The sequence below is a fragment of the Roseovarius autotrophicus genome (assembly GCF_018069895.1).
GTDB lineage: Bacteria > Pseudomonadota > Alphaproteobacteria > Rhodobacterales > Rhodobacteraceae > Roseovarius > Roseovarius autotrophicus.
The window spans coordinates 87,617-111,210 of record NZ_JAGQDH010000007.1; the positions used below are offsets into that span (position 1 = coordinate 87,617).

The 23,594-nt window shown below is 64.3% G+C and carries 22 protein-coding genes; 16 read left to right on the forward strand and 6 right to left on the reverse strand.

The features are described 5' to 3' along the window. Nucleotides 1–49: 49 nt before the first annotated feature. Entirely contained in the window at nt 50–1,333 is a 1,284-nt protein-coding gene (locus KAK09_RS10070) for a peptidoglycan-binding domain-containing protein (protein ID WP_210878807.1), read from the reverse strand. Nucleotides 1,334–1,419: 86 nt separating this feature from the next. On the opposite strand from KAK09_RS10070, the gene lipB reads away from it, so the two are divergent. The 5 genes from lipB to KAK09_RS10095 all read left to right on the forward strand — a co-directional run bounded on the left by lipB (nt 1,420) and on the right by KAK09_RS10095 (nt 6,540). Then, nucleotides 1,420–2,100, forward strand: coding sequence for a lipoyl(octanoyl) transferase LipB (gene lipB / locus KAK09_RS10075; protein WP_210878808.1), 681 nt, complete (start codon nt 1,420–1,422; stop codon nt 2,098–2,100). Between the two features lie 110 nt (nt 2,101–2,210). Then, nucleotides 2,211–2,600, forward strand: coding sequence for a c-type cytochrome (locus tag KAK09_RS10080; protein WP_210878809.1), 390 nt, complete (start codon nt 2,211–2,213; stop codon nt 2,598–2,600). A 190-nt stretch (nt 2,601–2,790) separates the two neighbouring features. Continuing rightward, on the forward strand, nt 2,791–3,468 hold the full coding sequence (locus tag KAK09_RS10085; RefSeq protein ID WP_210878810.1) for a class I SAM-dependent methyltransferase: 678 nt from the start codon (nt 2,791–2,793) through the stop codon (nt 3,466–3,468). A 20-nt stretch (nt 3,469–3,488) separates the two neighbouring features. Then, nucleotides 3,489–5,444, forward strand: a complete 1,956-nt coding sequence (locus tag KAK09_RS10090) for an acyltransferase family protein (RefSeq protein WP_210878811.1) — start codon at nt 3,489–3,491, stop codon at nt 5,442–5,444. 121 nt (nt 5,445–5,565) lie between these two features. Next, on the forward strand, nt 5,566–6,540 hold the full coding sequence (locus KAK09_RS10095) for a sulfotransferase domain-containing protein (RefSeq protein WP_210878812.1): 975 nt from the start codon (nt 5,566–5,568) through the stop codon (nt 6,538–6,540). 33 nt (nt 6,541–6,573) lie between these two features. On the opposite strand, the gene KAK09_RS10100 is transcribed toward KAK09_RS10095, so the two are convergent. Together KAK09_RS10100 and KAK09_RS10105 are read right to left on the reverse strand one after the other, a co-directional pair. Further along, nucleotides 6,574–7,617, reverse strand: a complete 1,044-nt coding sequence (locus KAK09_RS10100) for a proline racemase family protein (protein WP_336244444.1) — start codon at nt 7,615–7,617, stop codon at nt 6,574–6,576. A 291-nt stretch (nt 7,618–7,908) separates the two neighbouring features. Continuing rightward, complete coding sequence (locus KAK09_RS10105) at nt 7,909–9,426, reverse strand: aldehyde dehydrogenase (NADP(+)) (RefSeq protein WP_210878813.1); 1,518 nt, start codon at nt 9,424–9,426, stop codon at nt 7,909–7,911. Between the two features lie 223 nt (nt 9,427–9,649). On the opposite strand from KAK09_RS10105, the gene KAK09_RS10110 reads away from it, so the two are divergent. From KAK09_RS10110 to KAK09_RS10125, 4 genes are all read left to right on the forward strand, one after another. Continuing rightward, on the forward strand, nt 9,650–10,456 hold the full coding sequence (locus KAK09_RS10110) for an ABC transporter substrate-binding protein (protein ID WP_210878814.1): 807 nt from the start codon (nt 9,650–9,652) through the stop codon (nt 10,454–10,456). Nucleotides 10,457–10,531: 75 nt separating this feature from the next. Continuing rightward, on the forward strand, nt 10,532–11,197 hold the full coding sequence (locus KAK09_RS10115) for an amino acid ABC transporter permease (RefSeq protein ID WP_210878815.1): 666 nt from the start codon (nt 10,532–10,534) through the stop codon (nt 11,195–11,197). 13 nt (nt 11,198–11,210) lie between these two features. Further along, nucleotides 11,211–11,864 carry an amino acid ABC transporter permease gene (locus tag KAK09_RS10120; RefSeq protein ID WP_210878816.1) on the forward strand — a complete coding sequence of 218 codons (654 nt, stop codon included), beginning with the start codon at nt 11,211–11,213 and terminating at the stop codon, nt 11,862–11,864. Then, nucleotides 11,857–12,579: an amino acid ABC transporter ATP-binding protein gene (locus KAK09_RS10125; protein ID WP_210878817.1), complete on the forward strand. Its 723-nt coding sequence runs from the start codon at nt 11,857–11,859 to the stop codon at nt 12,577–12,579. The genes KAK09_RS10120 and KAK09_RS10125 overlap by 8 nt, the downstream gene beginning before the upstream one ends. 59 nt (nt 12,580–12,638) lie before the next feature. Here the strand turns inward: KAK09_RS10125 and KAK09_RS10130 are convergent, their stop codons facing one another. Continuing rightward, nucleotides 12,639–13,676, reverse strand: coding sequence for an Ldh family oxidoreductase (locus KAK09_RS10130; protein ID WP_210878818.1), 1,038 nt, complete (start codon nt 13,674–13,676; stop codon nt 12,639–12,641). Nucleotides 13,677–13,709: 33 nt separating this feature from the next. Next, on the reverse strand, nt 13,710–14,345 hold the full coding sequence (locus tag KAK09_RS10135; protein WP_210878819.1) for a helix-turn-helix domain-containing protein: 636 nt from the start codon (nt 14,343–14,345) through the stop codon (nt 13,710–13,712). Between the two features lie 157 nt (nt 14,346–14,502). Between KAK09_RS10135 and lhpI the strand changes: the two genes are divergently transcribed. From lhpI to KAK09_RS10155, 4 genes are read left to right on the forward strand one after another with little or no spacing between them, the layout of a single operon-like run. Further along, a complete protein-coding gene (gene lhpI, locus KAK09_RS10140; protein ID WP_210878820.1) occupies nt 14,503–16,203 on the forward strand; it encodes a cis-3-hydroxy-L-proline dehydratase in 1,701 nt (566 codons plus the stop codon). A 41-nt stretch (nt 16,204–16,244) separates the two neighbouring features. After that, nucleotides 16,245–17,204, forward strand: a complete 960-nt coding sequence (locus tag KAK09_RS10145; RefSeq protein WP_210878821.1) for a dihydrodipicolinate synthase family protein — start codon at nt 16,245–16,247, stop codon at nt 17,202–17,204. After that, nucleotides 17,195–18,109: a 4-hydroxyproline epimerase gene (locus tag KAK09_RS10150; protein WP_210878822.1), complete on the forward strand. Its 915-nt coding sequence runs from the start codon at nt 17,195–17,197 to the stop codon at nt 18,107–18,109. Before KAK09_RS10145 ends, KAK09_RS10150 begins: the two co-directional genes overlap by 10 nt. Nucleotides 18,110–18,130: 21 nt before the next feature. Continuing rightward, nucleotides 18,131–19,390: an NAD(P)/FAD-dependent oxidoreductase gene (locus tag KAK09_RS10155; RefSeq protein ID WP_210878823.1), complete on the forward strand. Its 1,260-nt coding sequence runs from the start codon at nt 18,131–18,133 to the stop codon at nt 19,388–19,390. Between the two features lie 35 nt (nt 19,391–19,425). On the opposite strand, the gene KAK09_RS10160 is transcribed toward KAK09_RS10155, so the two are convergent. After that, nucleotides 19,426–20,328: a LysR substrate-binding domain-containing protein gene (locus KAK09_RS10160; protein WP_210878824.1), complete on the reverse strand. Its 903-nt coding sequence runs from the start codon at nt 20,326–20,328 to the stop codon at nt 19,426–19,428. Between the two features lie 168 nt (nt 20,329–20,496). Between KAK09_RS10160 and ugpB the strand changes: the two genes are divergently transcribed. Genes ugpB through ugpE form a run of 3 tightly spaced genes read left to right on the forward strand, consistent with a single transcriptional unit; the run spans nt 20,497 to nt 23,594 of the window. Further along, the gene (gene ugpB / locus KAK09_RS10165) at nt 20,497–21,810 is read left to right on the forward strand and encodes a sn-glycerol-3-phosphate ABC transporter substrate-binding protein UgpB (RefSeq protein ID WP_210878825.1); all 1,314 of its coding nucleotides are present in this window, start codon (nt 20,497–20,499) and stop codon (nt 21,808–21,810) included. Between the two features lie 48 nt (nt 21,811–21,858). Further along, complete coding sequence (gene ugpA, locus KAK09_RS10170) at nt 21,859–22,740, forward strand: sn-glycerol-3-phosphate ABC transporter permease UgpA (RefSeq protein WP_210878826.1); 882 nt, start codon at nt 21,859–21,861, stop codon at nt 22,738–22,740. A gap of 17 nt (nt 22,741–22,757) precedes the next feature. Beyond that, nucleotides 22,758–23,594 carry a sn-glycerol-3-phosphate ABC transporter permease UgpE gene (gene ugpE, locus KAK09_RS10175; RefSeq protein WP_210878844.1) on the forward strand — a complete coding sequence of 279 codons (837 nt, stop codon included), beginning with the start codon at nt 22,758–22,760 and terminating at the stop codon, nt 23,592–23,594.

Here is a 23,594-nt window from a genome sequence, read left to right on the forward strand (position 1 = left end):
GGCAAATCGCATCGCCCCTCCGGTTTTTTCATCGCCTGTTCGCCAGCCCTCAATCCAGCTTGAAGGTCGGCAGGGCGGCGGCGGGTTGCACGGTGCCGCCCGGCGCCGCGACACCGCCAGGGATCGCACGGCGCAGCAACTCGCTGCGCCCGTCATTGCCTGGCGCAAACACCGGCGTCGCGCCGTTCTCGATCGCCTCGATCGCGGCAAGATACCAGCCCTGCGCAAGGTCAGGCCGCCGCGTCGTGCCGAAACCCTCGTTGAGGTGATGACCGATCAACTCGCCATAGGCCTCTTGTCCGAGCGCAGTCAGCAGCAGCCCCGAGCCAAGCGCCACGGCCATGTTGTCAACCCGATAGCCAACCGAAAGGCAGACCTTGCCGGTGCCGGCAAGCTGCGCAGGCGATTGCCCGGTCTGGAGCACGAAGCCGCGCACACCGTCGATCACCTCGCCCCGGTCCTGAAGCGAGAGCGCCGCAACATGGTCGCGCATCGCCGGGCCGAAGGCACGGCACTGCTCCTCAAGCTGGGCGGGGGTGATCCCCTTGAGCGAGGCGGCCATGGTCTCGCCCTCGGCGATGGCATAGGTCCGCGCGAGGCAGAACTGTTCGCTCAGCGCAAGGCGCGGGTCCTGCATCGAGGCGGCGGTGACAAAACCGCCGTTCGAACTGGTGACAAGGCTTACCTGATTGCAATGCGAGGCCAGCGACGGCCCGTCCCCGCCCGAGGCCATGAAATTGGGCAGCGCGGCGAACCCCGCCGAAGGTTGCACCTGTGCCCCCTGCGGAATCGCGGCCATCACCGGCGATTGCGCCTGCGGCCCGCCCGCCGCCTCGTCGCGATAGGCGTGCAGCAATCCGCGCGTGCCCTGCCCGCGCTCGGCAATGAGTTGCGACGTGGCCACGCCGCCCGATTGCGCGCGGTAATAGGACGAGATCAGGAATTGCCGCTCGTGCTCGGCCAGATACCCGTTAACGGGATAGCCCATATGCGCCTGATACTGCGAAATCGCGTTGCGGGTGTTGCGCCCGCTCACCCCGTCCGGCGTGCCCGCCGGAAAGCCGAAATAGTTGAGCGCGGTCTGTTCCTCGCGAACCTGCTGGCTCGAGACCGTGGGCGCGCGGTAAACCTGTTGCGGCGTGGTCGTGGTCGTGGTCGTGGGCGCGCGGTTGCGCTCGCGTGCCTTGGCGCTTTCGTTGACGATGATGCCGCTGACCGCACCGCCGACAAGCCCGCCGACAATCCCGTCCTTGAGATCCGCCGCCACCTGGGTGCCGGGCAGGGCCGCGACGCTCGTCATCAGCGCCGCAATGACAAATCGCTTTGTAACCATTGTTCTTCTCCCTTAATCAGATTCCTTGGAACTGTCGTCCAGACTACCACGGATTTCACCCCCAACCGCCACCGAGTGACGCGCCAATGTTGAACTGCCCCTTCGCGATCGATCAAAATGGCGTGGAATGGCATTATTCCGCCGGTCTGATCCCCTACCCGGCGGCAGTTTCCGCAATGGAGGCACGCGTGGCGCGAATCGCCGCCGGAGAGGCCGCCGAGGCGATCTGGCTGCTGGAACACCCCGCCCTCTACACCGCCGGAACCTCCGCGAAACCCGCCGATCTGATCACGCCTGACCGTTTTCCCGTGTTCGAGGCCCGGCGCGGCGGGCAATATACCTATCACGGCCCCGGACAGCGGGTGGTCTATGTCATGCTCGATCTCAACGCGCGCGGACGTGACGTGCGCTGCTTCGTGCGCCAGCTTGAGGCATGGGTCATCGCCACCCTGGCCGAGTTCAACATCCGTGGCGAGATTCGCCCTGGCCGCGTCGGGGTCTGGGTGGCGCGCGACGACCGGCCCCTCACGGCCAGCGGCGCACGGCAGGAAGACAAGATCGCTGCCATCGGCATCCGCCTGCGCAAATGGATCAGCTTTCACGGCATTTCGATCAACGTCGAGCCGGAGCTCGAACATTTCTCGGGTATCGTGCCCTGCGGCATTACCGAACACGGCGTGACCAGCCTTGTCGATCTGGGCCTGCCGGTCACCATGGACGATCTCGACACGGCGCTGCGGCGCCGCTTCGCCGAGGCGCTTGGCTGAGGCAATCCGCCGCCTTTTACCGCTTGTGGCTTGCATCGCGGGCACGGCAGTTTAGGTTGCCCGACAGGTCCGACCCGACGACCATGACAAACCAACGGAGAGAAGACACGATGAAAACCATGCTTGCCACCTCTGCCGCCCTCATCACCCTCGCCCTGCCCGCCTTGGCCGAGGGCGACGCCGCCGCCGGCGAAAAGACCTTCAATCAGTGCAAGGCCTGCCACATGATCGAATCCCCCTCCGAGGTGATCGTGCGTGGCGGCAAGACCGGGCCGAACCTTTATGGCGTGGTCGGGCGCGTGATAGGCAGCGTCGAGGGTTTCGGCTATTCCGACGGGCTGAAGGCCAAGGCCGAGGCCGGCGAGGTCTGGACCGAGGAAAGCCTTGCCGCCTTCTCGACCGACCCGAACGAATTTCTGGGCAGCCGCTCGAAGATGACCTTCAAGCTGCGCAAGGGCGCCGAGGACGTGGCCGCCTATCTGGCGACCTTCTCCGAGTAAGGTCGGATATCGAAGACGGCACGCCGCGCGGCAAACCGCGCGGCGTTTGCATGTTTTGGCACCTGCATCTTGTGCAGATGTTGCGGGAATTAGCCGGTCTTGTCGCCCGGGGAAAAAATTTGCGGTCGAATCCCGTGGCAAGACCGGGTATGCGCTCCTCCAGAACAATCCAAGCACCGAGGACAAGACGATGAGCAGCTACGGTCGCAACAATCCAAGCCCTGAATACCGCGAGATGGTCGCGATGTATGAGACGCTGCACGAAGAAGGCGAAACCTCGTCGAAGAAATCCGGACAGGACACGTTCTCGGGCAAGATGCTCATTCAGCACGCGCCGGGCATCAAGGAGATGATCGCGCGCACAGGCGCGGAAACCATCCTCGATTACGGCGCGGGCAAGGGCGGCGGCTATCTGCGCCGCGACATCAAGCTGCGCAGCGGCGAGACGGTGCCGAGCATCGAGGACTATTGGGGTGTCAAGGAAATCCGCTGCTACGATCCGGGACACGAGCCGTTCAAGAACCTGCCCGATCACGCCTATGACGGGGTGATCTGCACCGACGTGCTCGAACACATCACCGCCCCGGACGTGCCCTGGATCGTGGACGAGATGTTCGCTTATGCCAACAAGTTCGTCTATGCCAACGTCGCCTGCTACCCGGCGGTGAAAGTCCTGCCCAATGGCGAAAACGTGCACTGCACCCTCCGCGAGCCCGCGTGGTGGGCGGGGCTGTTCCATGCGGTGGCGATGCGCCACACCGATATCTCCTACCGGCTTGTCACCTCGACCAAGACCGGACGGCGCAAGAAATTCGGCTTTGCCAAGAACCGCCGCAAGGAATATCAGACCGTGGAGCGCATGGCCTGAAGCCGCCGCGATCCGCACAGATGAGTGACCATGCCCTCTCCTACCGGCCCGAGATCGACGGGCTGCGCGCCGTGGCGATCCTGCCGGTCGTGCTCTATCACGCGGGGCTCGCCTGGGCCTCCGGCGGCTTTGTCGGGGTGGACGTGTTCTTTGTTATCTCGGGCTATCTCATCACCTCGATCATCCTGGCCGAGCGGCGCGCGGGGCGCTTCTCGCTGGTGAATTTCTACGCGCGCCGCATCCGGCGGATCTTTCCGGCGCTCTTCGTGATGATGGCGGCGTGCTACCCGCTGGCCTTCGTGCTGCTCGGCCCCTCGGCCATGGCGGAATTCGCAGGCAGCGTGGTTGCCGCAACGGTGTTTCTGGCCAATGTGTTCTTCTACGACATCAGCGGCTATTTCGCCACCGCCGCCGAGGTCAAGCCGCTCCTGCACACCTGGAGCCTTGCCGTCGAGGAACAGTTCTACCTCGTCTTTCCGGCGCTTGTGCTGCTGACGTGGCGCATGGGCGTGCGGCGGCAGGTGGCGCTCCTTGCCGTGCTGGCGCTGGCAAGTCTGGCGCTCGCGCATTGGGATATCGCGCAGGGCAAGGCGGATCGTGCCTTCTTCATGCTGCAAACCCGGCTGTGGGAACTGATGGCCGGGGCGCTCGCGGCCTATTGGCTTGCATCGCCGCGCGGGCGGGCGCTGCGGGCGGGCGGACGGCTGCGTCATGGCGCGCTTTTGGGGTTGGCGCTCATCCTCTTCGCGATCCTTACCTATGACGGCGAAACGCGCTTTCCGGGCCTTGCCGCCCTTCCGCCGGTGCTGGGGGCGGTGATGGTGATCCTTTGCGCCACGCCGCAGAGCCTTGCGGGTCGGCTGCTCAGCCTGCGCCCGATGGTGTTCGTCGGGCTGGTGAGCTATTCGCTCTACCTCTGGCATGTGCCTCTGCTGGCCTTCACCCGGATCGGCACCGGGCGCGACGATACGGCGCTGATGCTGGGCGTCTGCGCGCTTGCCTTCGCACTCGCCTGGCTGAGCTGGCGCCATGTCGAGCGCCCGATCCGCCGGATGCAGGGGGTCCCCGCCGGTCGCCTTTTCGGAACGGCGGCCTTGTCGATGGTGCTGCTCGGCGGGCTGGGACTGGCGGGGCAGCAGACCGAGGGTTTCCGCGCCTTCTATCTCGAGCACCGGCTCGATCCCGTCACCCGCGCCAATTTTGAGAAATACCAGCCACAAACCACTGTACAGTCGATGACCAAGGCAGAATGCCAGTTTGCCGCCCAACAGCCCGATGCCGCCTTCATCGCCCGCTTCGAGAGGTGCGCACGCACCCATGGCCGCGCTTTGCTGGTGCTGGGCGACTCGCACACAAGCAACATCTTCAACGCTCTGCGCAGCACTGATGCTGCGCCTTTCCTCGTCGCGCTCTGGCGTGGCGGGTGCCGCCCATTCAAGCCCAAGCCGGAATGCCCCTACGAACCGATCTTGCCCTTTCTGGAAGAAAACCGCGACAGCGTCGCTTCGGTGATCTTCCACGTCTCGGGCTCGCATTACATCCTCGATCATCGCGGCAAGGGTGACAAGAACGCGGCCTTCCTCCCCGGCGAACCCCTGCGCATCGCAATGGATGACATCGCGGTGACCGCGGCCTATCTCACGCGGTTTCCCGCCATGCTCGACGTGGTCTGGCTCGGCCCCTTCGCCGAGGCGCGCGTCGATCTCGACAACCTGAAAAACTACCACCCCAACCGGCTGCGCTTCAATCCGGTGTCACTGGCGCATTTCGCGGTGCTCGACGAGAGGCTCAAGGCCAAGGCGGCGGGCCAGCCAGCCTATCGTTACATTTCGCTAATTGATGCGCTTGCCTTCGACGAAGATACGCTCGTGCAGGACGGATGCCTCACCTTTTTGGACGTAGACCATTTCAGCCCCTGCGGCGAGCGGCTCTTCGGCCCGGCGATCGCGGCTGCGCTCGAGGAAGCCTCCGGCTAGGTCCGGCGGCATTTCGCCCTGCCTTGCGTTTTCCGGTCGCAAAATCGCCGTAACCTGTCTAAGCGGGGCACCGATGATCCCTTGACCGAAGGCGAGACGGCGCGCCCGTCCCGATGACACCATGAGCGACACATTCCGCCTGCTGCGCGCCACCCTGCCCGAGGCCAGCAAGGTTATCTGGCGCAAGGCCGCGCGCCGCCTGCTCGACCTGCGGCTTACCCTTGCGGGCGCCAGCGACGAGGACCGGCTGCGCGCCGAGCGCAGGTTGCGCGGCTATCAGCATTTCACGCGCCTCAAGCACGCCGATGCCGTCGTCGTGTCCTTTGGCAAGAGCGGGCGGACGTGGTTGCGGGTGATGGTCTCGCGGCTCTATCAGCAGGTTTACGCCCTGCCCGAGGATATCCTCATCGGCTTCGACAACTTCCACAACATGGACGCCCGTATCCCGCGCGTGTTTTTCACCCATGACAACTATATCGGCGACTATACCGGCAACACCGACAACAAGTCCGATTTCTACGACAAGAAGGTGTTGTTGCTGATGCGCGATCCGCGCGATGTGGCGGTGTCGCAGTTCTTTCAGTGGCGTTACCGGATGCGGCCGGGCAAGAAGGCGCTCAACGACTACCTGCCCGACGGCGACGACAGCCCGATCTATGATTTCGTGATGCACGAGGGCGGCGGGCTGCCCAAGGTCATCGCCTTCATGAACCTCTGGGCGCGCGAGATGCCCAATGTGCGCGCGCTGGAACTGGTGCGCTATGAGGACATGCGCGCCGATCCCGTCGAGGCGATGACGCGGGTGGCGCGGTTTCTCGACATTCCCGCCACCGGGGCGCAGGTGCAGGATGCGGTCGATTTCGCCTCTTACGAGAACATGAAGAAGAAAGAAACCGATCAGTCGTTCCGCCTCTCGGGCGGGCGCATGGCCCCGCGCGATCAGGACAATCCCGACAGCTTCAAGGTGCGCCGCGCCAAGGTCGGCGGATATCGCGACTATTTCGACGATGCCCAGATCGCCGCCATCGACGCGATGATGGCCGAGCGGCTTGACCCGATCTATGGCTACAGTGCCCCGGATCCGGCCGCGGGCTGACAGGCACCGGCCCGCAGGCCCCGCAAGGCCAGCCTATTGTTTCAGCATGGGCGTCACGCCCCAGGTGTCCGGCAGCATGTAGCCGCTCTGCCAGGGATCCTCGGGATCAAGCAGGTAGGAATGCTGCCCGGTGATCCAGGCGCGCCCCGTGATCTGCGGGATGATCACCGTGCGCCCGCCGGTCTGTGCAACCTCGAGGATCCTGCCGATGAAGCGCGATCCGATGATCGAGGCATGAATCAGTTCGTCCCCGGCCTTCATCTGCCCCCTTGCCTGCAGCACGGCCATGCGGGCCGAGGTTCCGGTGCCGGTCGGAGACCGGTCTGAGCGGCCCGGCGACACGATGCAGGTGTTGCGCGTCACCCGGCCACTGCCCTCGAAGGGCATGGCGAACTGAACGATGGAAACCCCGCGCACATTCGGGAAATCGGGATGTACCACCTCGAACTGCTCGCGCGCGGCCTTGCGGATCTTCTCGCCAAGCATGGCCAGGTCGCGCGCCTCGTCGGGCCGCACCTCGAACCCGAGCGCCTTGGCATCCACGATGCCGAAGAACATCCCGCCATAGGCGATGTCGAGCGGAATGGTTCCACAGCCCTCCACCTCAAGGGCGCCATCGAGGACCGCAGCGAAGGCCGGAGCGTTCCGGAAGGTGACCGATCGGCATTTTCCGCCCTCACACCGGGCGCTGACCTCGATCACCCCGCCGGGCATATCGAGCCTGAACCGCGTCAGCGGCTCCTGCATCGGCACCATGCCGGTCTCAAGCAGCACCGTCGCAATGCAGATCGTGTTGGATCCTGACATCGGCACATACTCGGTCGGTTCCATGATGATCGCCCCGGCCACGCAACCGGGCGAGATCGGCGGCACGATCAGGTTGACATGACGGGCAACCGATCCGCGCGGCTCGCAGATCAGAAGTTGGCGGATATGGTCGTGGTCGCGCGCCATGGCGACCATGCGCTCCATCATGGTGGCACCCTCAGGCGGCAGAACCCCGCCGATGATGACATCGCCGATCTCGCCTTCGGCATGGCACCCGATGACGCTGATGTTGAGGCGCGACCGCATCATCGGCCCTCCCGACCGGGCGCGGCGCAAGGCTTGCCGCCAACCACCCGGTTGGTCGCGGTGATCTTGGGGAAAATCACGGTCGTCGCGGCGGGCCACATACCGGCCCGCGCGTCCAGGAGGCAGGCGATCCCGCTGGAGATGTCCTTCCCGATGTCATGCTCGCGTCCGGGACAAAGATCGATTCGGATGATGGGCATTCGTGTTCCAGTCCGGTCAGGCAGGGTTGTCGGCTCTGCCCGGTGCCGGTCACCGGGCAGCACACTTGCATTCGGAATGCTTCGCGCGTTCAAGTCAACCCGCGAGATCATCCGGCAAGAGCGCATCAGGCATGTTCTGATAGCAGACCGGCCTCAGGAAGCGGCGGATCGAGAGCGTTCCGACAGATGTCGCGCCGAAATTGGTCGAGGCAGGATAGGGACCTCCATGGACCATGGCATCGCACACCTCGACTCCGGTCGGGAAGCCGTTGACCAGAACACGTCCGGCCTTGCGTTCGAGTATCGGCATCAGATGCCGCGCCAGCGCCGTGTCCCCCGAATCCATGTGGATCGTGCAGGTCAGCTGGCCGCTGAACCCGCGCGCCAGATGTTCCATCTCGTCCGGGCCACTCACCCGGACGACAAGGCCGAGCGGGCCAAAGACCTCCTCCCTCAGGGTATGGTCCTGCAAGAAGGTGGTCGCATCGGTCTCGTAAAGGTTGGGGCGCGCATGGCGTCCCTCGCTGTCCGTGACCAGCACTGGCTTGACGGTCTGGCGCTGTTCGAAGCGGGCTTTGCCAGACTTGTAGGCTTGTGCGATGCCGACGGTGAGCATGCACTGTGCAGCCTCGCCGCTCAGCGCCTCGGCGGCGGCGGCGACGAAGGCATCGCCCGCCGGGCCCGCCTCGACGACGGCGATGCCGGGATTGGTGCAGAACTGGCCCGCGCCCATGGCAAGCGAGGCGGCCCAGCCCGTGCCGATGTCCGGGCCACGCGCCGCGACGGCCTGCGGCAGAAGAAACATCGGGTTGACCGAACCCAACTCTCCGAAGAAGGGGATCGGTTCTTCACGCTGCGCGCACAGGTCGAACAGCGCCCGACCGCCGGCAAGCGAACCGGTAAAACCCACGGCACGGATCAGCGGGTGCTGCACCAGCGCCTGGCCAACGTCGCGCGCGCCCCCCTGAATGAGCGAGAAAACGCCCTGCGGCATGCCTGTCCTTGCGATTGCCGCCAGAACCGCCTCTGCGACGATCTCGCCGGTGCCGGGATGGGCCGAGTGGCCCTTGACCACGACCGGACAGCCCGCCGCGAGCGCCGCCGCCGTATCGCCCCCCGCCGTGGAAAAGGCGAGCGGGAAGTTGGACGCGCCGAACACCGCGACCGGGCCGATGGGGCGTTGCATCATCCGCAGATCGGGGCGCGGCGCGGGCATGCGGTCAGGCAACGCCGCGTCATGGCGGCGATCAAGATAGTCACCCTTGAGAAGATGCGCGGCAAAAAGCCGGAGCTGGCCGCTTGTGCGCGCGCGTTCTCCGTTCAGCCGCGCCTCGGGCAGACCGGTTTCCTGGCAACCGATATCGGTGATGGCTTCGGCACGGGCCTCGATCTCGTCGGCGATGGCGTCGAGAAACTCCGCCCGGGCAGCGCGTTCGGTTTGACCATAGCTCCAGAACGCCTCCTCGGCTGCGGCGCAGGCCGCGCCAACCAGGGCCGGTGTCCCGACCGAGAAGCGGTGGCCAGGCCCCTGTGCCGGCTCGGACGCAAAACTGGTCTCGCCGGCCTGCCAGACGCCGGCGATCAGGTGCTTGCCGTGTGGGATGAAACTCATGTCGTCTCCTTTCCGTTGGCAAAGGCCGACATCCCTCGCTCGGGCCGGGGCGCCAAAGCGGGTCCGGCGCACGACATTCACGAGGAAATTCAGAACCCTCGACAGTTGCGCCGTGACTATCAAACATTTTCCTCATGTGCCAGTATTTTTCTTATAGGAAAATTATTGCAAAAAAGAACCAAACGCTCCATGGTGAGTCGCAGTCAACAGAGAGGGCCTCAACATGAACAAACTGACCCTGATTGCCGCCGTCCTGAGCATGGCCGGCCTTGCCGGAACGGCACAGGCCGACAAGCTCGACGACATCATCTCTTCGGGCAAACTGCGCTGCGCTGTCGTTCTCGACTTTCCGCCCATGGGGATGCGTGACGCCAACAACCAGCCCATCGGCTTTGACGTCGATTACTGCAAGGATCTGGCTGCCGCCCTCGGCGTTACGGCGGAGATCGTGGAAACCCCCTTCCCAGAGCGGATTCCGGCGCTGATGTCGGGCCGGGTGGATGTCGGCGTGGCCTCGACCTCGGACACGCTGGAGCGGGCCAAGACGGTCGGTTTCTCAATCCCCTATTTCGCCTTTGAAATGGCCGTGACCGCCAACAACAAAACCGGCATCACCTCTTACGACGGGATGAAGGGCTATACTGTGGGGGCTGTTGCGGGCACCTATGAGGCCATCGCGCTTGAGGCGCAGGTCAAGGAATGGGGCGAAGGCAACTTCCGCCCGTATCAAACCCAGGCCGATGTTTTCCTGGCGCTCAGCCAAGGCCAGCTCGACGCCACCGTATCCACCTCGACCGTGGCACAGGCCAATGTGCAATCGGGCAATTTCGGGGATATTTCGGTCGTGGGATTTGCCCCGTTCGACACGGATTATGTGGCGCTGTTCGCCAAGCGGAACGAGTATGGCTTTCTCAACTACCTCAACCTCTTCGTGAACCAGCAGGTCCGCACTGGTCGCTACGACGAGCTTTATGAAAAATGGGTCGGCGGCGAGGTTCCGCAACTGGTGGTCCCCAACGTCTATCGCTGACAGGGTGCGATCCGACAGGCGGCGCGGCCCCCCCGCGCCGCCACTTGCTGTTTCCCCAAGGGGCGGGGTCTTTTGATGTTCGACTATACCTTTCAATGGAAACAGGCGCTCAATCGCCTGCCGCAGATGCTGGACGGGGCGCTGGTCACGATGGAAATCGCGATCCTGTCGATGATCATGGGGATCGCCCTGGCAATCGTGCTGACCCTGCTGCGCCTGTCCGGGTCGCGCCCGCTGATCGCCATTGCCACCACCTGGGTCGAGGTCGCGCGCAACACACCGGCGCTGTTCCAGATCTACATGGCGCATTTCGGCGTGGCGAGTTTCGGCATTCATTTCAGCCCGTTCGTGTCGATCCTGATCGGCATCACCTTCAACAACGCGGGCTACCTGGCCGAGAATTTTCGCGGCGCCCTGAAGGCGATCCCCGACACGCAGGCGCGCGCGGGCCGCTCGCTGGGCCTGAGCGAATTGCAGTCGTTCCGCTACATCATCATGCCGCAGATGCTTCGCATCTCGTTCCTGCCGATGACGAACCAGATGGTCTGGGCCATCCTGATGACCTCGCTAGGCGTGACTGTGGGCATGAATACCGACCTTTACGGTGTGACGCAGGATCTAAACGCGCTGACCTTCCGCACGTTCGAGCTGTTCGCGCTGGCGGCCGTGATCTTCTATCTGATCACCAAGACGATCACCCTTGGCGGCCGCCTGATCGCGGCGCGTCTCTTCCGGTATTGAGGGGGGACACGCCATGTTCGACACCGCCCTTACCGTCAATGATCTGATCTTCCTCGCGCGGGGCGCGGGCATGACGATCATCGTCACCGCGATCTCGGTCGTGATCGGCACGCTGCTTGGCATCCTGTTCGGGGTGATCCGGGTGCAGCTTGGTCCGATCCTGGCGGCGCCACTGACATTCGTGCTGGACATCTTCCGCTCGGTGCCGCTGCTGATCCAGCTTGTGCTGGGCAATGCCTTCATCGGCATGGTGCTTCAGCTCCAGATCTCGGGCTTTACCGTCGCCTGTATCGTGCTGTCTCTCTACACCTCGGCCTATTGCGCAGAGATCGTGCGCGGCGGCATTGATGCCGTGCCCGAGATCACCCGCCGCGCCGCGCGGTCACTGGGCCTGACATGGGGTCAGGACATGCGCTATATCGTGCTGCCGCTGGCCACGCGGGTGGCGCTGCCATCGTGGATCGGTCTGGCGCTTGGGGTGATGAAGGACTCGGCCCTCGTCTATGTGGTGCAGGTGACCGAACTTCTGAAATCCACCCAAATCCTGATCACGCGCCTGCAAGAGCCGCTGTTCCTGCTGCTGATCTGTGGCGCGTTCTATTTCATAATCAGCTTCCCGCTTGCCCGTTTCGGCGGCTATCTCGAAAAAAGGTGGTCCAATGATTGAGATCCAGAATGTCCGCAAATCCTTTGGCGAGTTGGAGGTTCTCAAGGGGATCGACCTGACGGTGCAACGCGGCGAGGTCGTGACCGTGATCGGCGGCTCGGGGTCGGGCAAATCGACGCTGCTGACCTGCATCAACGGGCTTGAAGCGATAGATTCCGGCAAGATCCTGATCGACGGAATCGAGGTTCATGCCAGATCGACCGATCTCAACAAGCTGCGGCGCAAGGTCGGCATCGTGTTCCAGCAGTGGAACGCCTTTCCGCACCTGACGGTCCTGGAAAACGTGACCCTTGCCCCGCGCAAGGTGCTGGGCATGCCCCGCGCCGATGCCGCGAAAATCGCCGAAAAGCAACTGCGCCATGTGGGGTTGGGCGATAAGCTGACCACTTATCCGTCCCGCCTCTCGGGTGGGCAGCAGCAACGTATGGCGATTGCGCGCGCACTGGCCATGTCGCCCGATTACATGCTCTTTGACGAAGTGACCTCGGCGCTTGATCCGCAGTTGGTGGGCGAGGTTCTCGAAACCCTCAAGATGCTGGCAGAAGAGGGCATGACCATGATCTGTGTGACCCATGAGATGGGATTTGCCCGCGATGTCTCGGACAGGGTTGCGTTCTTTCATCAGGGAATCCTGGCCGAAATCGGCGCGCCGGATCAGATTTTCGTCGATCCGCAGCATCCCGAGACGCGGAAATTCCTGGCCGCCGTGCGCTGAGGCGCAGCCCGCGGAAAAGGTGCGGGGCGCGGTGCCCCGCCTTTGACATCCGCGCCGGATCAGGCGGTCAGAGCGGCAAGCCCGAGGGTTTCGAACCGCGCCAGCTGCGCCAGTTCGGCGGCACTTAGGGGAATGCCGTCGCGCAGCGATACCGCGCGGGCGGCAAAGCGACGCTGGGAGGGAAGGCGCGCGCCCTGCGCACCGATCGCCGTCAGAAGCCGCTCTCCCTCGGCAATCGGATCGCGGCCGCTGCGCGCGGCGAAACTCGCCGGATCGAGCGCCAGGATCAGCGCGCCATGGCGCGGCAGAAGATCGGTGCCGCCCATGAAATCGAGGGCCTCCTTGCTCATGAACTCTCCCAACATCGCACCCGCAAGCAATTCGACCATGGTCGAGATGGCAGATCCCTTGTGCGCGCCGAAGGTCAGCATCGCCCCCCCGAGCGCAGCTTCGGGATCGGTGGTCGGGTTGCCGTCGCGGTCGATCGCCCAGCCCTCGGGAATGGGCGTGCCGGCGCGGCGGTGCAATTCGATCTCGCCGCGCGCGGCAACGCTGGTGGCGAAATCGAACACATAGGGATGCGGACCGGGGCGCGGCCAGCCAAAGGCGATCGGGTTCGTGCCTAGAAGGGGTTTCGTACCACCCGCGGGCGCGACGAAGGAATAGCTTGGGCACATCGAGAGCGAGGCAAGCCCGTCCTCGGCCAGAGCCTCGACATCGTGCCAGAGCGCCGAGAAATGCAGGCAATCACGAATCACGAGCGCGGCCAGGCCAACTTCCTTCGCCCGTGCCGCCAGCGCAGCCCTTGCGGCGCAGAAGGCGGGATTGGAAAACCCGCCGCCCGCGTCCACCTCGATCACCGCCTTGCCTGCATCGTGGATCACCGGCACGGCATCGGGCACCACCTTGCCCGCCGCGAGAACACGCAGACAGCCCTCGATGCGGTAGATCCCGTGCGATTTGCAATGGTCGCGCTCACCCGCGACGATCACCCCGGCCACGGCGGCGGCGCTTTCGGGGCGCAGTCCACACCTCTCGAAGATCTTTGTGACCTGTGCCAGCAACTCGGCTACGGGAATGGTCTTCGGATCGGCCATTGCGGCACCTCCTTCGGGTCGGGGATTATCGGATCAGTTGGCCACGTCGGTATAGGTGCAGGCCCAGAACACCCGCGCCTCGTCATCGTCGAGCGCGCGCAGCCCGTGGCGAATCGTGCTGTCGAAATAGGCGCAATCACCGGGCTCCATGATCACCGGCTCATAATGCTCGACCACGAGTTCCACCCGCCCCGACAGCACATAAAGCACCTCTTCTCCGTCGTGCGATTCAAGATCGTCGCGCATCAGCGGCGCGCGGTTCTCGACTCGGGTGACAAGCGGGATGATCTTCTTCTCGGCGATGGCGTTGCACAGGATCTCGTATTCGAAATTCTTTGCGCGCACCTTTCGTCCCTGCCCGGCTTTGGTCACCGTGAGGCGGGTGGTTTGCGTGGGTTCGTGATCGGCGGAGAAAAGCCGCTCCATCCCGATTTCATAGGCGCGGGCGATCTTGACGAGGTTTTCATAGCTGGGCGACACGCGGCCATTCTCGATCTTGTGGATGGTCGAGAGTGCAAGCCCGGTCCGCTGTGCCGCCACTTCAAGGGTGAAGCCGCAGGCCTGCCGCACCGCCTTCATGCGCGCACCAAGGTCGGTGCGCAATTGTTGGCGCTCTGCCTGCCAATCGTCATCGGTTGCGACCGGGCCGGTTTTTTCTGTTTTCGCCATTATTTTTCTTTTCTTACCAGTTATGATTGTTTAAGCACATATTTGTGCCCTGCGCAACAATAGCAACGCGGGCCTGCCGAGGGGAAACAAAAATCGCATGATCGCGTTTCCCGCATCAGGCCGCGCGGCGCAGCCGTTTCTCTCATGAGGTGGCCCCATGCCCGACCTGATCGTTGCCGCGAATGCCGAAGGCCCAATCCTGGTTTGCAAGGAGGGTCTGAGCGTCTGGGGGGGCGTCGATCCGATGACCGGCCAGATCATCGACGCGCATCACCCGCAACAGGGGCAATCGCTGGCCGGTCATGTGGTGATGATGCCGACAAGTCGCGGTTCTTGCACCGGCAGCGGCGTGCTCTTGGGGTTGGCCTTTGCCGGGGCAGCGCCCAAGGCGCTGATTTTCCGCGAGGGTGAGGATATTCTGACACTGGGCGCGCTTGTGGCCACCCGCCTCTTTGATCGGCCCATTGCCGTCCTGCGTCTCTCGGGCGCGGACTATGACCGGCTGGCGCGGGAACCCCGCGCCACGATCACCGCCACCCATCTGCGCGCGGGCGATCTGGACTGGCCGCTGACCCCCGTTGCCTCTGAGGGGCTGGCCCTCACGGAGACCGACCGCGCCTTTCTTGCCGGGGAACATGGCGAGGCGGCGCAACTGGCGATGGAGATCATCACCACACTTGCCGCCGCCCAAGGCGCGCCGGGCCTGACCGATGTGACCCGCGTGCATATCGACGGCTGTATCTATGCCAGCCCCGCCTTTCTGACCTTTGCCCGTGCCATGGCGGACAAGGGCGGGCGGGTGCGCGTGCCCACCACGATGAACGCCATTTCCGTCGATCACGCCAATTGGCGCGCGCAGGGCGTGGCCGAAGATTTCGGCCTGCCCGCCAGCCAGTTGGCCGATGCCTATGTCGAGATGGGCGCGCGTCCCAGTTTCACCTGCGCGCCCTATCTGCTCGAGGACAAGCCGGTCGCGGGCGAGGATATCGCCTGGGCCGAAAGCAACGCGGTGATCTATGCCAACACGGTTCTGGGCGCGCGCACCGTCAAACACGCCGATTTCATGGACCTTTGCATCGCGCTCACGGGGCGGGCCGCGCGGTCGGGCGTCTATCTCGACCAGAACCGCGCGCCGCGCCGGATCATCGACATCGAGGTGCCCGCAGGCAGCGACGATGCCTTTTGGCCGATGCTGGGCTGGATTGTCGGACAGGTCGCCCCCGACCGTATCCCGCTCTTGCGCGGGCTGGAGGGGCTGAACCCCTCCGACGATGATCTCAAGGCACTCTGCGCCGCCTATGGCACCACCTCTGCGTCACCCATGATGCATATCAAGGGGATCACGCCCGAGGCGGATATGCCCCCCACGCCCGATGCCGATCACGCGCGCATTACGGCACAGGATTTCGCCCGTCTCTGGCAAGGGTTCAATCAGGGCGCCGACAAGGTCGATCTGGTGGCGCTTGGCAGCCCGCATTTTTCCGCCACCGAATGCGTGGCCTTTGCGGATATGATGGCGGGGCGGCAGGTCAATCCGGCGGTGGCCACCATCATCACGCTGGGGCGTGGCACGCTGGCGTTGATTGCCGCCAATGGTGTCAAGGCGCGGCTCGAGGCCGCCGGTGTGACCATCGTGCCCGATATCTGCTGGTGCTCGATTTCCGAGCCGGTCTTTCCCCCCTCGGCAGAGGTTCTGATGACCAACTCCGGCAAATACGCGCATTATGCGCCGGGTCTTAGCAATCGCGCCGTGCGGTTTGGATCACTCGCACAATGTGCGCAGACCGCGCAATCGGGTATGGCCCCCACAACCCCTCCGCCGTGGATTGCCGCGGCTCCGGCCCCTACGGGCCACTGACCGCCGCCACAGGCCCAACGCCCATCCAAAGGAGTTTCCCCATGAACAAAGACGTCTTTCACGGCACCATTCCCGCCCTGTTGACCCCCTGCACCCCGGATCGCAAGCCGGATTTCGACGCGCTCGTGCGCAAAGGCCAAGAGATGATCGCGGCGGGCATGTCCGGCGTGGTCTATTGTGGCTCTTGCGGAGACTGGCCACTTCTGACCGACGAGGAACGGATGGAGGGTGTCGCGCGCCTAACCGGCGCGGGCGTGCCGGTGGTCGTGGGCACCGGGGCGATCAACACGAAATCCGCCGTGGCCCATGCGGCACATGCGCAAGAGGTGGGGGCCGCGGGCCTGATGGTGATCCCGCGCGTTCTGTCGCGGGGCCTGTCGGTGGCGGCACAGCGCAACCATTTCAAGGCCATTCTGGAGGCCGCCCCGGATGTGCCCGCGATCATCTACAACAGCCCCTATTATGGCTATTCGACCAAGGCTGATCTGTTCTTTGCCCTGCGCGCAGAGCACAGGAACCTCGTCGGTTTCAAAGAGTTCGGCGGCAAGAACGACCTCAGCTACGCCGCCGAGCACATCACCTCGCAGGATGATGACGTGATCCTGATGGTGGGCGTCGATACCGAGGTTTATCACGGCTTTGTCAAATGCGGCGCGGTCGGCGCCATCACCGGCATCGGCACGATTTTCCCCAAAGAGGCGCTCTTGCAAGTGGCGCTGTCGCGGCGCGCGGCAACGGGTTGCCCCGAGGCGGATCTGCGCGCCCGTGAATTGGCCGATGCGTTGCATGTCATCGCCAAATTCGACGAGGGTGTGGACCTTGTGCTTTACTTCAAGCATCTGATGGTGCTGAAGGGCGAAGAGGAATACCACCTCAACATCAACGAAACCGATGCGCTCTCACCCTCTCAGGCGCGGTTCTGCGAGGCGCAGTTCCATCAGTTCAACACATGGTTTGCCAATTGGACAAAACAGGGCGGGGTGATCGCCGAATGCATGTGATCGACAGCCATACCGGCGGCGAGCCGACGCGCGTGATCCTCGACGGGGGGCCGACGCTCGGATCTGGTCCCCTGTCAGAGCGCGCCCGACGGCTGGCTTCGGAGCACTGCGATTTCTACCAATCGGTCAGTCTGGAGCCGCGGGGGCAGGTGGCGATGGTCTGCGCGCTGCTGGTGCCGCCGGTTGATCCGACCTGTGTGACCGGCGTGATCTATTTCGACGCCGAGGCGGTGCTGGGCATGTGCGGTCACGGCACCATCGGGCTTGTGGTGACGCTGGCGCATATGGGCCGGATCAAACCCGGCACGCATCGGATCGAGACGCCCGTGGGTATCGTCACCGTTGATCTGATCGACGCCAATACCGTCACCGTCACCAATATAGAGAGCCGCCGCACCCATACCGGCATCACGGTCAATGTCGAGGGCATCGGCGCTGTCACCGGCGATGTGGCCTATGGCGGCAATCTCTTTTTCCTTGTCGATCCCAGTCCCGTTCCCGTCCATTCCGGCAATATCCGGGCGCTGACCGATGTCACCATCGCGGTGCGCGCGGCGGTGCAGGCGCAGGGGATCGAGGTGGATCATGTGATCTTTTACGGCCCCTCTGACGACGGGGGGGCGCATAGCCGCAACTTTGTCCTGTGCCCCGATAATGCCTATGACCGCTCGCCCTGCGGCACGGGCTGTTCGGCGCGGCTGGCCTGTCTCGCCGCCGAGGGGCGTCTGGAAGTGGGGCAAGAGATTGTGCAGGAAAGCGTGATCGGCAGCACTTACCGGCTGTCCTATACCCCCGGCCCGAACGGCGGGGTGATCCCGTCGATCACCGGGCGGGCCTATGTGATGGCGGAAAGCACGTTGCTTTTTGACCCCAACGATCCGTTCCGCAACGGTATCCGTCTCTGACCCTTACGGCAAAGGTGCCCCATGGCCCGCTCTGAAATCCTCGTCATCGGTGCCGGTATCATCGGCGTGACGTGCGCCCTTGCGCTGCAACGCGATGGTCACATTGTGCGTATTCTCGACCGCAAGGGTGTCGCCGCTGAGACGTCGCGCGGCAATGCCGGGGCCTTTGCCTATACCGACATCGAGCCGCTGGCGACCCCCGGCATCCTGCGCAAGGCGCCAAAATGGCTGCTTGATCCCTTGGGGCCGCTGTCGATCCCGCCCGCCTATGTGCTGCCACTCTTGCCGTGGATGCTGCGGTTCTGGCGGGCGAGTTGGCAGGATCGCTATGCGGCGGCGGTCGCGGCACAGGCGGGCCTGATGCACCATTCTCGCGCCGCGTTGGAGCGGTTGATCGTGGATGTCGCGGGCGAGCCACTGATGCGCCGCGAGGGGCAATTGCAGGTCTATGAAGGCGCGGCCGCCTATCGCGCCAGCCTGCCCGCATGGGAGCTGCGCCGCCAGCATGGCGTGCGGTTCGACCTGCTGGAAAGCCCCGGTGCCTTGGCCGAGATCCAGCCCGGTCTCAGCCCGCGCTTCACCCATGCGGGCTATACGCCCGATTGGATGAACACCGTCGATCCGGCGCGGTGGACCGAACATCTGGCGCAGCAATTCGTGACCGCTGGTGGCGTGATCGAGTGCGTCGATATCCGCGCCTTGCGGCAGGCAGAGGCGGGCGTCGCGGTCGAGACCGCGCGTGGCACGATCCGCGCCGATCAGGTCGTCTTGGCCGCAGGTGCCTGGTCGCACCATCTGGCGCGCACGCTGGGGGACCGGATCCCGCTGGAAACCGAGCGCGGCTACAACACAACCTTCCCTTCCGCCAGCTTCGATCTGCGCACGCATCTGACCTTCAGCCAGCACGGCTTTGTCGTCAGCCGGATCGGAGACGGGCTGCGGGTGGGCGGCGCTGTCGAACTTGGCGGGCTGAGGCTGCCACCGAACTACAAGCGCGCCGAAACGCTGGTGCGCAAGGCCCGCGATTTCCTGCCGGGGTTCGATCCGCAGGGCGGCACGCAATGGATGGGGTTTCGTCCGTCGCTGCCCGACAGCCTGCCGATCATCTCGCGCGCGCCGCGCGCTGACCGGGTGATCTATGCCTTTGGCCACGGCCATCTTGGTCTGACCCAGTCGGCGGGCACCGCCGAGTTGGTCGCCGCCCTCGCCGCAGGGCGCACGCCAGGGATTTCCCTCGCACCGTTCGACGCGGGTCGCTTTCGGGGCATCTGGTCCCGCTGACAACCCCGCGCCCGCCCGCATGGCGACGCACCACCCTAGCCCGCCTCGAACGGGCGCAGGCTGTCGCGGAAGGCGTCCATGAATTCCAGCGTCAACAGCGAGGGCGCGCCATGGACCGGGCGCACCAGGGCCAGCCGATGCACCACCTCGGGCACGAAGGGGCGATGGATCAGCCCACGCGCCTCATAACCCGCCGCGTCGAGCGCGCTGATCACCGAGACGCCCGCCCCGCGCAGCACAAGCTCGCAGGCGGCGGTGAACTGGCGGATCTCGATGAGCGTGGTCATGGTGACGCCCTCGCTCAGGAACGCCTCGTTCAACGCACGGAAAAAGGCGCTGTCGCGGCGCGTATGGATCATCCGCTCCTTCTTCAGATCGGCAGGCGTGATCGTCGCCTTGCGTTCCAGCGGATGGCACGGCGGCAGGATGCAGACCGTTCGGATCGGCACCACCTCGGACAGGACTGCCGGATGCCCCTCGAACCCGTCGGTAATGCCGCAATCGAACTGCTCGCCCACGATCCATTCGAGGATGCGCTCGGGGCGGTCGGGCTCGACCGTGGCGGTCACGCCAGGACGATCGGCCAGAAACCGCGCCAACACGCCGGGAAGATGCGAGTTGGCAAAACCCGGCAGGCAGGCAAGGCGCAGATGCCCCGCCTTGCGGTCATTGAGATGGCGGCTCGCCTCGCCGATCCGGTCGAGCGTTTCCAGCACGCGGTGAATGTCAGGCAACAGAAACCGCGCCTCCTGCGTCGGCACAAGCCGTCCGTCGCGCCGGTCAAGAAGGGCAAAGCCCACCTGCCCCGAGAGATCCGACAGCAGCCGACTGACCGCCGGTTGGGAAATCCCGAGTTCCTCGGCGGCGCGTGTCATCGAGCCGGTCGCGGCGACACGATCGAGGGCTTCGAGCTGGCGCAAGCGCAGGCGGGACGACAACGAGCGGCTCCGATCAGGATGAAGGGAAGTGTGACGATAATATGATATTATGAACGCAAGCGTAAATACATCATTGCCTTATGTCAAATTGCGTGTAGCGTGAAGAATGCAAGAATCCCGCAGCCGACAGGGGATGCCCGGCTGCGCACCGCCAATGGAGAGGACACCATGATCAAACGGGCCTTCGGCGCGCTGCTCGCCGCCACCACCATCATCACACCGCTTGCCGCCACGGCGCAGACCGAAATCCGGTTCTGGCACGCTTTCACAGGCCGTCTGGGCGACCTGCTGGCCGAGCAGGTCGCAACCTTCAACGCCAGCCAGTCCGATTACACCGTCGCCGCCACCCACAAGGGCAACTATTCCGAGACGCTCAATGCCGGGATCGCCGCCTTCCGCGCCCGCGAACAGCCGCATATCCTTCAGGTTTTCGAGGTCGGCACAGCCACGATGATGGCCGCCAAGGGCGCGATCAATCCCGTCTATCAGGTGATGACCGACTCGGGCCTGCCCTTCGATCCCGACGCCTATTTGCCCGCCGTCACCGGCTATTACACCACCGCAGAAGGGCAGATGCTGTCGCTGCCCTACAACTCGTCAACGCAGGTGCTCTATGTCAACCGCGACGCGCTCGCCGGGGCCGGGATCGACCCCGATACCGACCTGAGCACCTGGCAGAACGTCGATGCGGTGCTCGGCCAACTCAAGGAGGCGGGCCACAGCTGCCCCTACACCACCTCCTGGCAAAGCTGGGTGCATCTGGAAAGCTTCTCGGCCTATCACAATGTGCCCTTCGCCACGCAGGCGAACGGGTTTGACGGGCTGGACACCGAGCTGGCCTTCAACGGGCCGGTGCAGGTGCAGCACATCGCCAAGATGGGCGAATGGGCAAGGGACGGCAAGTTCGTCTATGCCGGACGCCGTAACGAGGCAGGCGCCAATTTCCGCAGCGGCAGCTGCGCACTCTTCACCGAAAGTTCAGCCGGCTATGCCGGGGTGAAGGCCGAGGCGCAGTTCGAGTTCGAAATCCGCCACCTGCCCTATTGGGACGGCGTCGAGGGCGCGCCGCAGAACACCATCATCGGCGGCGCCTCGCTGTGGGTGCTGGGCGGGCATGACGCTGCGGAATACAAGGCCGTGGCCGCCTTCATGAACTTCCTCTCCTCGCCCGAGATCCAGGCCAAGTGGCATCAGGACACCGGCTATCTGCCGATCACCATGGCTGCGGCCGAGCGGACCCGGGCACAGGGGTTCTACGAGGCCAACCCCGGCACCGACGTGGCGATCCGGCAGATGACCGCGAAAGAGCCGACCGAGAACTCCAAGGGCCTGCGCCTTGGCTCCTTCGACCAGATCCGCGCCATCATCGACGAGGAACTCGAGGCCGTCTGGGCCGGCGACAAGACCGCACAAGCCGCGCTCGACACCGCCGTGACACGCGGTAACGCGCTGCTGCGCCGCTTCGAACAAGCCAACCGCTAAGACAAGGAGCGGGCCGGGCCACGCGCCCGGCCCCCGACGATCCGCACCATGGAAAAACGCGTCACCTTCAAGGGTTGGCTTCTGCCGCTCTGCCTGATCGCCCCGCAAGTGGCGATCTCGGCGGTGTTCTTCTTCTATCCGGCGGGACAGGCGATCTGGCAATCTCTGTTCATTCCCGATCCGTTCGGCCTGTCCTCGCAATTCGTGGGCATGGGTAATTTCGATTTCCTGCTCTCGGATCCCTATTACCGCGCCGCCTTCCGCACCACGGCGATCTTTTCGGCACTGGTTACGCTGGCGGCGATGGTGCCCGCGCTGTTTCTGGCGGTGATGGCCGACCGGCTGGTGAAATCCGCCGGGGCCTATCGCACCCTGCTGATCTGGCCCTATGCGGTCGCGCCTGCAGTGGCGGGGGTGCTGTGGATGTTCATGTTCAATACCCGCGTCGGCGTCGTCGCGTGGTATCTGGGGCAACTGGGCTATGACTGGAACCATGTGCTGAACGGGCAGGAGGCCATGGGTCTTGTCGTCGTCGCCTCGGCCTGGGGGCGGATCAGCTACAATTTCCTGTTCTTCTTCGCGGCGCTTCAGGCAGTGCCCCGCTCGGTGATCGAGGCGGCGGCGATCGACGGCGCGCGCTTCTGGCGGCGCTTCTTCACCATCGTGCTGCCGCTTCTGTCACCCACCACATTCTTTCTGCTGGTGGTCAACATCGTCTATGCCTTCTTCGAGACCTTCGGCGTGATCCACACGATCACCGCGGGCGGGCCGCAACAGGCCACCACGATCCTGGTCTACAAGGTCTATGCCGACGGGTTCGTGGGCCAGGATCTCGGATCTTCGGCAGCGCAATCGGTAATCCTGCTGCTCGTGGTGGGTGTGCTTACGGTGCTGCAATTCAAGTATATCGAGAAACGGGTGCATTACTGATGAGCACATCCTCAGGCATGGTGGAACGGCACGGCGCGGGGCTCTGGCTGACGCATGTGGGGATGATCGCGGGCGTGCTGGTGATCTTCTTTCCGATATGGCTGGCCTTCGTCGCCTCGACCGTTACCCAACCAGAGATCGTGCGCCCGCCGATGCCGCTCTGGCCCGGCGACCGGCTGGTCGAGAATTACACCGCCGCGCTTTTCTCGGGGGTCAATGTGCCGGTGGCGGTGATGCTGATGAACTCGCTCGTGATGGCCATGGGCATCGCGGTCGGCAAGATCATCATCTCGTTGCTGTCGGCCTTCGCCATCGTCTATTTCCGCTTTCCGGGGCGCAACCTGTTCTTCTGGCTCATCTTCCTGACGCTCATGCTGCCGGTCGAGGTGCGCATCCTGCCCACCTACGAGGTGATCGCGGGTTTTGGCATGCTCAACAGCTATTCGGGTCTGATCTTTCCGCTCATCGCCTCGGCCACGGCCACGTTCCTGTTCCGGCAGTTCTACATGACCGTGCCCGACGAACTGGCCGAGGCCGCCCGCGTCGATGGCGCGCGCCCGATGCGCTTTTTCCGCGACATTCTCCTGCCGATGAGCCGCACCAATATCGCGGCGCTGTTCGTGATCCTCTTCATCTACGGCTGGAACCAGTATCTCTGGCCGCTCCTGATCACCACGGACCCGTCGATGAACACCATCGTGATGGGGATCAAGCAGATGTTCCCTTCAGGAGACGACGTGGCCGACTGGCCGGTGATCATGGCCACCTCGATCCTTGCGATGATCCCGCCGGTATTGGTGGTCATCTCGATGCAGAAACTTTTCATCCGCGGCCTCGTGGACAGCGAGAAATAG